Origin of the sequence: Micromonospora sp. NPDC000442 (assembly GCF_042898635.1) — a bacterium.
GTDB lineage: Bacteria > Actinomycetota > Actinomycetes > Mycobacteriales > Micromonosporaceae > Micromonospora.
In genome coordinates this window covers 195924-206026 of sequence record NZ_JBIAYZ010000012.1, presented here as the reverse complement: position 1 = coordinate 206026, position 10103 = coordinate 195924, and the positions used below count along the sequence as shown (strand labels likewise).

The following is a 10103-nucleotide window of genomic DNA, read 5'->3' as shown; positions in this document are numbered from 1 at the left end:
CGGGGCGCCGGGGGGGGGGCGGGGCCCGGGGGGCCCCCCCCCCCGGGGGGGGGGGGGGGGGGGGGGGGGGGGGGGGGGGGGCGCCCCCCCCGCGGGGGGGGGGCCGCCCCCCCCGTCCGGGGGTGCTCAGAGGGTGCTGCCGTTGGCTCCGGAGCCGGACGGCTTGCTGCGGGGGGTGGCGGACGTCGAACCGGAGCTCGACGAGCCGGAACCCGACTTGCTGCCGGCCGTGGCCGGCGTGCCGGCAAACGTGTCGTCGGCGGGGGTGAGCCCCGCCTTGCCGTTGGCGTTCAGCTTCTCGCCCAGCTTGGAGTTGCCGAGCTTGTCCTTGCCCTCGTGGTAGAGACGGTTCGCCTGGGCCTGCGCGACCCCGGCCGCCTCCTGGACGGTCGGGTGGTCGAGCACCTTGCGGCCCCGGACCACCAACTCCTCGTACTTCTCCCGGCCGGCACGGGCGCCCAGGACGAACCCTGCAGCCAGCCCGCCAAGGAACATGATCTTTCCGCGCATGGCGGCTCCTTTCGTACCTGACGCGCCGTCGTCCCGCTCCCGGAAGCCCGGGTGGCGGGACCGACCGATTCGCGCCTGAGTCCTGTCGTCGGCAGCTAACTACCCATCCTGCTCTCCGCTCATACCTCCTTGTGCCGGGATGACGATTTGTCTGGTAAACGGCCCCCGGATCGCTCGGTGGTGGCCGATGAACCCCCTGGACCAACACCCCCCGCCGTCCTGTACTCTTGTGCCCGGCGCGCGGTGCGGAGCGATCCGTTCCGGGCGTTGTTGCGGTCCCCCGTAGCTCAATTGGCAGAGCAGCCGGCTGTTAACCGGCAGGTTTTTGGTTCGAGTCCAAACGGGGGAGCTTCCTTCCTCACCACGACGCCCACCGGCCGGATCCGGTGGGCGTCACTCGTTCCCTCACCGGACGGCGTCGACCGTCGCGACGCCGCGCTTCGGCGGCGGTGCCCGGCCAACCGGTCTACGCTGGTGCCCGTCGATCCTGCGCCGACAGCCGGTGGGTGGGATGTCCGGAATCTGGAAGATCGGCCCGGCCGAGCTGCGGCGGTCCGAGGCGTCCCCGGCGGCCGTTCGCTCCGCCGTGGTCACGCGGCACGCCCGCCGCCGGCCCGCACGACCAGGGTGGGGCCTGCCCGATGGCCGCTGACATCGACGTCGTGGTCGTGGGCGGCGGCCTCGCCGCTGCCCGCCGGGCTGCTCGACCTGAACACCACAGTCTCCGAGGTGGCCCCGGGCCGGGTCCGGACCACCGTCGGTGAGCTGCGCTGCCGGGCCGTCGTCGTCGCCGTCGACCCGCCCGCCGCCACCCGGCTGCTGGACCTGCCGCCGGTACGCATGCACAGCTACACCACCTACTACCACGCCACCACCGAGCCGCCGTTGGACGAAGCGATCCTGCTCCTCGACGGCGACCGCCGCGAGATGATCGCCAACACGGTCGTGGTCAGCCGGGCCGTGCCCGGCTACGCGCCGCCCGACCGACACCTGATCGCCACCTCCGTGGTCGGGCCGTCGGTACCGTCCGAGTCGGCCGTGCGGCTGGAACTGACCCGGCTGTACGGGCGGCCCATCGCCGACTGGACGCACCTGACCACGGTCACGATCCCTGCCGCGCTGCCCGCCGCGCCGCCGCCACAGGGCCGGCTACGAAAGCCGGTGGCGCTGGGAAACGGGCTGTTCGTCGCCGGTGACCACCGCGACAGCCCATCGATCCAAGGGGCACTCGCCAGCGGATGGCGCACCGCCGGGGCCACCCTGCGGCACCTGCGTCAGCACTGAGAATTCGGGGCCACCAGGCCCAAAGATGATCACTTATGATCCTCGCCATGCCCCGACCCCTCGCGCCGCCGGTGCTCGACACCGCGGCGGCGTACCCCCAGGTGGCCGCCGCCCGTGACGCGCTGGCCGCCGGTGACTGGCCGGCGCTGCGCACCCTCGTCGACGCCCAGGACGCCCACGGTAGGACGGTCCTCGTCGGCGAGGTCGGCGGCACGGCGGACGTCGAGACGTTCCTCCGGAAGGCGCTCGCCGAACAACCGGACGACCCGGTGGCCGCTGCCATGCTGGGGGCGCACCTGATCCACGCCGGGTGGCGGATCCGGACGGCCAAACGGGCGCAGGATGTCAGCCGGGAACAGTTCGTCCAGTTCTTCGATCATCTGCGCCGGGCCGAGCAGGTCCTCATCGAGACAACCGCCCGCCACCCGGAGGACGCGGCAGCCTGGACCCAGCGGGTCACCAGCGCTCGTGGCCTGCAACTCGGCCAGGCCGAGGCCCGCCGCCGGTACGACCGCCTCGCCGCCGGGCACCCGCACCACCTGCCGGCACAGAGTTCCCTGTTGCAGCAGCTCTGTCCGAAGTGGAGTGGAAGCTGGGAGAAGGCGCACACCTTCGCCCGGGAATGCGCCGACGCCGCACCGGCCGGCGCACCAAATGCCGTCCTCGTCGTCGAGGTGCACCTGGAACAGGCCTTCGACCACGGCACCCTGTCCGCTGCGCGGGCATTCCTGCGCGGTCAGCAGATGCGCGCCACGATCCACGATGCGGCACAGCGCTCCATCTGGCACCGCGAGTTCCGCCACGGCTGGGGCTGGGTCGGGGTACGCAGCACCTTCGCCCTCGCCTTCTGCCTCATGCAGGAGTGGACGCTGGCGGCACAGCAGTTCGCCGCCCTCGGCGACCTCGGTGACGAGTCGATGTTCGGCTACTTCGGCGACGCGGTGGCGCAGTTCCAGCGGTTCCGCGAGAAGGCGTACGCGAAGGGCGGCCAGCCGTGATCCAGCACCTCGAAACCGACGGGGTGCCGACCCTGCTCGCCCCGACCGGCGGGCCGATGCGCGCCGGGCTGACCTTCCGGGTCGGCACCGCCGACGAGACGCTGGCCCGTCACGGCATCACCCACCTGGTCGAACACCTCGTCCTCGCCCCGTTGGGCACCGCCGACTACCACTTCAACGGTGCCACCGGACCGACCTTCACCACCTTCCACATGCAGGGCTCAGCCCAGGACATCGCCACCTTCCTCACCTCCGTCTGCGCCAACCTCACCGACGTGCCGACCGGCCGGTTGGAGGTGGAGAAGGACATCCTGCGTACTGAGTGGAGCAGCCGGGGAAGCGCGGCCATCGACGACATCCCGTTGTGGCGCCACGGTGCCCGCGACCACGGGCTCAGCAGCTACCCGGAATGGGGACTGGGCCGGCTCACCGCCGAGGAACTGCGCCAGTGGGCCGCACGCTGGTTCACCCGGGAGAACGCGGTGCTCTGGATCGCCGGTGACCGGGTGCCCGAAGGGCTGCGGCTGAACCTGCCCGCCGGCACCCGCCAGCCGGTACCGGCTGCCTCGTCGGCGCTGCCGACCACCCCGGCGTACTTCGTGCACGGCTCGCGGGCTGTGGTGCTCGACGCGGTCGTGCGGCGTCGGACCGCCGCGAACGTCTTCGCCGAGGTGATGGAGCGCGAGCTGTTCCGGGCGCTGCGCCAGGACGCCGGGCTCTCCTACACCATAGGCAGCGGCTACGAGCCGCGCGGCGACGGCCAGGCCCACCTGCGTGCCCTTGCCGACGCGCTGGCCGAGAAGCAGGACGCCGTGCTCGGTGGATTCATCGACGTGCTGGCCAAGCTGCGGGTGGGCCGGATCGAGCAGAGCGACCTCGACGCCGCGGTCGCCAAGCGGATGGACATGTACGCCACCGCCGAGGCCGACGCCACCCGGCTGCCCGCGTACGCCTTCAACCTGCTCACCGGCGAGCCGAACCACACCATCGACGAGCATCTCGCGCAGCTGAAGGCGGTCACCGTCGCCGACCTGCACGAGGTCGCCCAGGAGGCGTACGCCTCGGCGCTGCTGATGGTGCCGGACGGGACCAGCGCCGACTGGGCCGGCTTCACCGCCGCGCCCACCTCGTCGGAGGCGACCGTGTCGGGCACCACCTACCACGCCCGCGACGACGACAGTCGACTGCTCGTCGGCACCGAGGGGGTCAGCCACCTCAGTGCCGGCGGCACCCTCACCGTCACGTACGCCGACTGCGCCGCGCTGCTCGCCTGGCCCGACGGCGCCCGACAGCTCATCGGCCACGACGCGATCGTGTTGCACATCGAGCCGACCCTGTTCGACACGCACCCGGCGGCGATGCACGTCATCGACAGCGGAGTGCCCATCGACCGGCAGATCACCATGCCGCCCCGCGACCCGGAGAGCATCCCGCAACCGCGTGCCCTCCGCGCGGCCCGCGAGCACCTGGCCCGGCCGAAGCGGGCCGGGTGGGAGATCCTGCTGATGGTGCTCAGCGGCCTCGCCACGCTGGTGGTGGGCGGGTTCACCCTGCTGCTCACCATCGGAATGTTGATCAGCCCCACCGCCGAGGAGGACGTCGCCGTACTGTGGGGTGCGGTCGTGATCGGCTGGCTGCTCACTGTTATCCTCGCGTTGCCCATCGTGCTGCTGACACGAGGGCGACGCCGGTGAGGAGAGGCCGTCGACGCCGAATCCCTCCCGACGTGCACCGCACGGCGCTCGCACCCAGCGTCCGACCTTGCGGCCCGTCGGACCGCAAGGAGGTCGGGAAGGTTCGTTGGCCGGTGATCGACTGGGCGGGATAAGATCCGGCCCGGTGCCGGGGCGGTAGCTCAGCCGGTTAGAGCAGGGGACTCATAATCCCTCGGTCGCGGGTTCGAGTCCCGCCCGCCCCACATAACTCTCTGAGCTGCTGGTTCGCGGCCGGAGGTGGTCACCATGCGAACCGTCGGAGTGGCATCCAACGGATCGGTGGACAGTCAGGCTGTTTGGTCATACATGCGACCATGACGGGGCTGCCGTTGGGGGAAGTGAAGACCCGGCTTTCTGAGTTGGTGGGTCGTGTGCACGACCACCATGAGCGGGTGACGGTGCGTGGTCGGCCGTCCGCTGACCAGCTCGCCGAGACCCATTCGCACTCGTCGCGCCTCGGCCGCGTGGACCGGCGGCTGCCGGAAGATCCGTACACGCTTCGCACCACCCGACCGTCCGCCGAGCGTTGGCCGAACGGATGCCAGAGGCCGTCGCGGTCGCCGCCTACGAGTTCATGACCGGACCATTGGTACGGGAGCCCACCGGGCCGAGAAGAGCGTGCTACCGCCGCTGACCGACCGGTTCAGCGTGCGGCGGGGCACTTACCGGACCATCTACCGCATCCTCGACCTGGGTCACCGCCTCGCCCACCGGCCCCTCACCGCGAGTGGCCGTGCGTCGCGTGGCTCGATCATGGTTCTATGTGGACGTGTTTAACGACGTCGGACTCACCGCCTACCTAGTGAACGAGTCACGAGCGCGACGGGAGGATCTCGCGGCCGATCCGCTGGCGAGGGAGTGGATCTCGGAAGAGGACCGTGGCGCGGTTCGGGACCTGTGGGACGAGTTCGCCGGCGCGGTGTACCCCCACGACGACCTGGTCGTGTCCTTGCGTGGCCGCATCATCCTGGAGACCCTGACCCAGGCCCTGGAGAAACGCAGCGACACGGTACTGGTGGTGTGCGGGGCCGGCTTCTCCTCGTATCCGTGGCTGCTGCCGTTCCCTGCGGCGATGGAGGTCGACCTGCCCGACATGGTGGCGGCCAAGCGGCGCCGAGCCGCCGAGCTGCGGGCCGCCGGGGTGCTTGATCAACGCGAGGTCGCGCACATCGCGGCGGATCTGAACGACCCCGCGGCTCATCGCCGGCTCCTGGACCGGATCCGGCGGTTCGCCGCCGGGCGGCCCATCGCATTTGTGGCCGAAGGGCTGGTCTTCTATCTTCCCCCGGATCGGGCCCGGGCCGTCGTCGGACTGGGGGCCGCGGCGGGGCCGCCGACCCTGACGATGGTCAGCTACTGGCCGCTCGCTGCAGCGGATCATCCGGTGCTGGCTGCGCAACGCCGGTGGTTCCGGAAGCGGTCGGTGCCCGAGGACGCCAGCTACCTGACCATTGGTGATCTCTCGGCGGTCGTGGGCGCTCCAGTGGAGAACCACAGCACCGAAGACCTTCAGCACCGGTACCTCGGTGAGGTCGTCGTACCCGAGACCGAGCTGATCCCGGAGCACGTGGCGGTGGCCGGGCGATGACCGACGTGCTGCACGTCCAGACCAGGGCCTACCCCCTGCATTACGCCTCGGTCGACCGCACAGTGGAAACGGTGGTGGTGCCGGGACGCGGCGAGGTCCACCTCGTCCCGGGAATGCTCGGTTCGGTGGCGTACAACTCCGAGGAGACACTCGACGTCGATCTCACCGACATCGTCCAGGCTGCGGTCAGCCTGCCCGACGTGACGATCGTCAGTTGCCGGATCCGGATCCTCGCCGCCGGTGCCGTACTCGTGACGTATGCCCTGCGGCACCCGACGGACCTGCGCGAGCTCGGCGTGCACGCCCTGGTCACGCTGGACGCGACGATCAACCGCAGGCTCCGGGAGGCCGACCGGGTCGTGTTGGGGGATGTGCTGGCCGCCGCGCAGCAGGCCGGACTCCTCCGGAACGTCATGGTGCCGCCGGGCGGTGCTGCGGCCCCCGACTGGACGGAAATCAACCCCCGCGCCGTCCGATACAACTGCCACTTCATCGCGCGGGATCCCGCCTGGGAGCCGGATGGTCGAGTGCCCGGTCTGATGCTGGGTCCCCACTGCCAGATCCTGTTGCCCTACAGCTATGCCTGGGACCGCGATCCGTCCCCCGACGCCATCGATGACATCCTGACGATGCTGGAACCGGCCGATATCGCCGTCGCCCAGCAGTCGGTGCTGGTCGGCGCGAGTGTCGGCGGGCTCCGGATCCTGACCGAACTGGCCCAGGCGGCCCCCGGTCGGCTCACGGGGCCGGAGTTCCGGCGGTTCCTCGACGGCGTCTGGGCTGATTATCACCATCTCGACGCGTACCGGGTGGAGTCGGGCCAGGACCACCGGGCCACCTATCTCGCAGCCCGCGAGACAATCGGGCTCGACGGTACCCACGAGCGCGCGGAGAGGTTGCTCAGCCACGTGAACGCCTCGCTGCTTGCCGAGGCCTCGCTGCGCAGCGAACGGTTGGACAGGCGGCTCAACCGGGTCGCCGCCGCGCTGACCGTGGTCGCGTCCGCAGCGTTCCTGCTCGACATCGCGGCCTTCCTGTTGCCGGACGTGAGCGGGCAGATGAAGGTGATGGTCGTCTCCGGGGTGACTCTCTTGGCCGCCGGTCTGCTGGGCGCGACCATCTACTGGTCCGGGGAACGGAACGCTGAGCGGGGACAGGCTTTGCAACGGTAGGTGCAAGAGCGGCTTCCGATCTGGCTGGTCGGCCGGTGCTCCTGACGCACCTGGCACTCCTCCTCGGTGATGATTCACGGACGTCGTGAGATCCGTCGGCAGTTGGGTCTGGCGCCGGATGCTACCGATGAGCTGGCTCCGGCGACGCCGCGGCATCGGCATCGGCAGCGGCAGCGGATCGTCGACGTGGATGGCGTGCGGGACGCCGGCGGCGTGCCAGCCATTCGGGTGGTGCCCGACAACTGACGCCGACCTTTGCGAATTCGCGAACCGGGTCGTCTTTGATCCGTGGTCGCAGGCGGTGCTGCCGGTCGCCGGCGACTGGACGCAGTGGTACGAGAATGCGATCCCGGTCGCCGAGGTTGCTTACGAGGGTTGGCTTGCCTTCGAGAGGAAACGGAGGGAGGGCTGATGGTCGACTTCCATGACTGGGACGACATCCGCGCCGAGTTGCACGATGGAGACGACGACGCGCTCGATGCGGAATCTGCCCGCACCGAGGCATGGGTCAGCGCGTTCCACCTCGCCGAGGAGCGCAAGCGTCACGGTCCCACCCAGCAGCAGGCGGCCGAACTGATGGGGGTCACGCCCGGCCAGGTGAGTCAGATCGAGAACGGCGATCTGGACGCCAACGAGGTGGCGACTCTCAGCCGGTATGCACGAGCGCTGGGTGCTCGGATGGGCATCATCTTTGACTATGGCAGCGACCTGCGTCACGTCGCGGATCTCGTGCCCGACGATCCCCATGACGCCGAGCCGTACCGTCCCGGTCGTTCCCCGGGTGGATTCCGCCGCCCGCGTCAGGCCCTTGCGGATCGCGTCGTATCCGGTGCGCAGGTCCTCCCGCAGCTGCTCACCGAGGGGCGTCAGGGTCACGGCACGGCTCGTGCGCTCGAACAGCGCACCGCCGATCCGGCGTTCCTGCACCTTGATCGCCTGGCTCACCCGCGCCTGCGACACATGCAGCCGCTCGGCGGTCCGGCCGAAGTGCAGCTCCTCCGCGAGCGTCAAGAAGATCTCGATGTCGCGCAGTTCCACGCAATCTCCCCGCCGAATGACACCTCGGTATGGATCACGAGGGTTCGGGTCATGGATGCTACCGATCGCGCTTGCGGACGGCCAGGCGACCGCTGCCGGGTACGCCGGATGCTCGACTGGCGAAACGGTGGGCCAGCCCGCGGCGGCGGCCCCGTCTTGCCGGGTCGTGACCGCGTCAGCGGGCCAGGAGACCGAGGATCCGGTCGGTGACGAGCGCGGTGGCGTCGGCGTCGTACGTCGGCAGCGAGCTGTCGGTGAACAGGTGCGGGTCGCCGGGATAGGCGGACAGCTCTCCCTCGGCTACCTCCTTGACCAGCGCGCGGGCCGTGTCGATGTCGCCCTCGCCGGCACCGACGAGGATGACCGGCTAGACCGGCTTACCGCCCACCCGGCACTGGACGGGCCAGAGATCGTCTACCTGCGGGCACGGATCGCCCACCGCCGCGGCGACACCGGCCGTGCTCACACCGTGATGCGCCCGCCTGTCGTCGACCGAGGAGTTGCGGGCGCTGAACGGCCCGGACGGCTGGACGCAAAGTACAAGAGTGTTGCGGCCGAGCGGTCTGACTGCCGTCATCCGACGCGCGGCACCAATAGTCCGTCACGAGGCGGCCCTACCCTGCCATCGCTCTTTGCCGATGGCAGGGTGGCGGGCCACCAGAGATGGCGGCGTGGTTCGCATGGTGGTACGTCCGGCAAGACGCCAGCCGGACGGCGACAGGCCGCAGGTGGCGGATGCCACCTGCGGCCCTTGGCCTCTTACTGTGCGGCCGGTCGTCTGCACCGGCCGAGGTAACAGCGTGGCCGTCGGCTCAGGCGCAGATCGCCTGGATGGCCAGACCGTCGCTGGGCACGCCGGTCAGCGAGAGGCGGACCGCCCTGAGGTTAACGTCCGGGTAGAGGGAGTTCAGGAAGGTCTGACCAGCCGAGCCGGCTCCCGTGGCGCCGCCCACCGAGTGCACCTGCTCGGTTCCGGGGCAGGTGTGACTGGCCGAGCTGACCCCGGTCTGCACCGATCCCTCGGCCGCCGCCCCCACCGGGTTGGCGCAGATGGCGTACGCGGTGACCTGCCAGGTACCCGAGTAGGAGCCGTCCTCGGCGGCAGCGGCCCGGGCGATGTCCAGGGGACCGGAGGCGCGGGACATCTGCAGGCCGACGCTGCCGAACCCGCCACCGGCGATGCTCGCCCCGCTGCCGATCACCCGCTGGCCGCCCGAGCAGCCTGCGGCGGTGCTCCGAGGCGAGACCGAGGAGTAGCCGGAGGCCTGCGGGAGGATGTTGTATCCGGGCACCGAGGCCGCGGGGGCGCAGATGGCGTACCCCTCCAGTGCCCAGTTGCCGCTGATCCCGCCCGGCGGCTCGTCCGCCCAAACCTCGTACCGGTCGGTCTGGCCGGGGCCGCTGATCGGCTGTAGGTGGCTCAGCCGGATCAACCCCGCCGCCGGGCCGCTAACCCGGGCGCCGCCGCCGATCACCCGCATCCCGTTCGGACACTCGGCGGCCCGGAACTTCGGCGACTGCGAATTCGTCGCGGTGCTCACGTGGGTGGTCCGGATCAGACCACTGACCGCGACGGCCGGGGCGGTCGCGACGAGCTGGGCGGCCGCACCGAACGCCAGGGCGGCGATCAGTGCCGCCACGCGGAGACCGGTTCGAGCTTGCTTCGTGTTCATGGCTCCTCATTTCGTATGGATCGAGGTGACTGGCTCGTGCCGTCGCTCCGGACTGTGCCGGGTGGACCTTCGGAGAAGTTTCGACAGTCGTTAAATGGGCTGCTCAGCCGGATGGCTCGGGGGAT

The 10103-nt window shown here is 70.5% G+C and carries 6 protein-coding genes, 2 tRNA genes and 3 pseudogenes; 8 read left to right on the top strand and 3 right to left on the bottom strand.

Translation table 11 applies throughout. The features are described from left to right. Positions 1-126: 126 nt before the first annotated feature. Positions 127-510 (bottom strand): hypothetical protein, encoded by a 384-nt coding sequence (locus ACFY2A_RS20650; RefSeq protein ID WP_363923075.1) that lies wholly within the window; start codon positions 508-510, stop codon positions 127-129. 276 nt (positions 511-786) lie between these two features. On the opposite strand from ACFY2A_RS20650, the gene ACFY2A_RS20645 reads away from it, so the two are divergent. From ACFY2A_RS20645 to ACFY2A_RS20610, 8 genes and pseudogenes are all read left to right on the top strand, one after another. Further along, positions 787-859, top strand: a tRNA-Asn gene (locus tag ACFY2A_RS20645). 320 nt (positions 860-1179) lie between these two features. After that, positions 1180-1794 (top strand): annotated as a pseudogene (locus ACFY2A_RS20640) (FAD-dependent oxidoreductase); the annotation flags it as partial. Between the two features lie 47 nt (positions 1795-1841). Beyond that, complete coding sequence (locus ACFY2A_RS20635; RefSeq protein ID WP_387173689.1) at positions 1842-2792, top strand: hypothetical protein; 951 nt, start codon at positions 1842-1844, stop codon at positions 2790-2792. Further along, positions 2789-4486, top strand: coding sequence for a M16 family metallopeptidase (locus tag ACFY2A_RS20630; protein WP_387173688.1), 1698 nt, complete (start codon positions 2789-2791; stop codon positions 4484-4486). The genes ACFY2A_RS20635 and ACFY2A_RS20630 overlap by 4 nt, the downstream gene beginning before the upstream one ends. Before the next feature lie 150 nt (positions 4487-4636). Beyond that, positions 4637-4710, top strand: a tRNA-Ile gene (locus ACFY2A_RS20625). Positions 4711-5270: 560 nt separating this feature from the next. Beyond that, the gene (locus ACFY2A_RS20620; RefSeq protein WP_387173686.1) at positions 5271-6095 is read left to right on the top strand and encodes a class I SAM-dependent methyltransferase; all 825 of its coding nucleotides are present in this window, start codon (positions 5271-5273) and stop codon (positions 6093-6095) included. Next, on the top strand, positions 6092-7267 hold the full coding sequence (locus ACFY2A_RS20615) for a hypothetical protein (protein WP_387173684.1): 1176 nt from the start codon (positions 6092-6094) through the stop codon (positions 7265-7267). The genes ACFY2A_RS20620 and ACFY2A_RS20615 overlap by 4 nt, the downstream gene beginning before the upstream one ends. A 411-nt stretch (positions 7268-7678) precedes the next feature. After that, positions 7679-7891, top strand: a pseudogene (locus ACFY2A_RS20610) (helix-turn-helix domain-containing protein); the annotation flags it as partial. Between the two features lie 288 nt (positions 7892-8179). Here ACFY2A_RS20610 and ACFY2A_RS20605 read toward each other — a convergent pair. Continuing rightward, positions 8180-8305, bottom strand: a pseudogene (locus ACFY2A_RS20605) (LysR family transcriptional regulator); the annotation flags it as partial. Positions 8306-9117: 812 nt separating this feature from the next. After that, complete coding sequence (locus tag ACFY2A_RS20600; RefSeq protein ID WP_387173682.1) at positions 9118-9978, bottom strand: hypothetical protein; 861 nt, start codon at positions 9976-9978, stop codon at positions 9118-9120. Positions 9979-10103 lie beyond the last annotated feature (125 nt).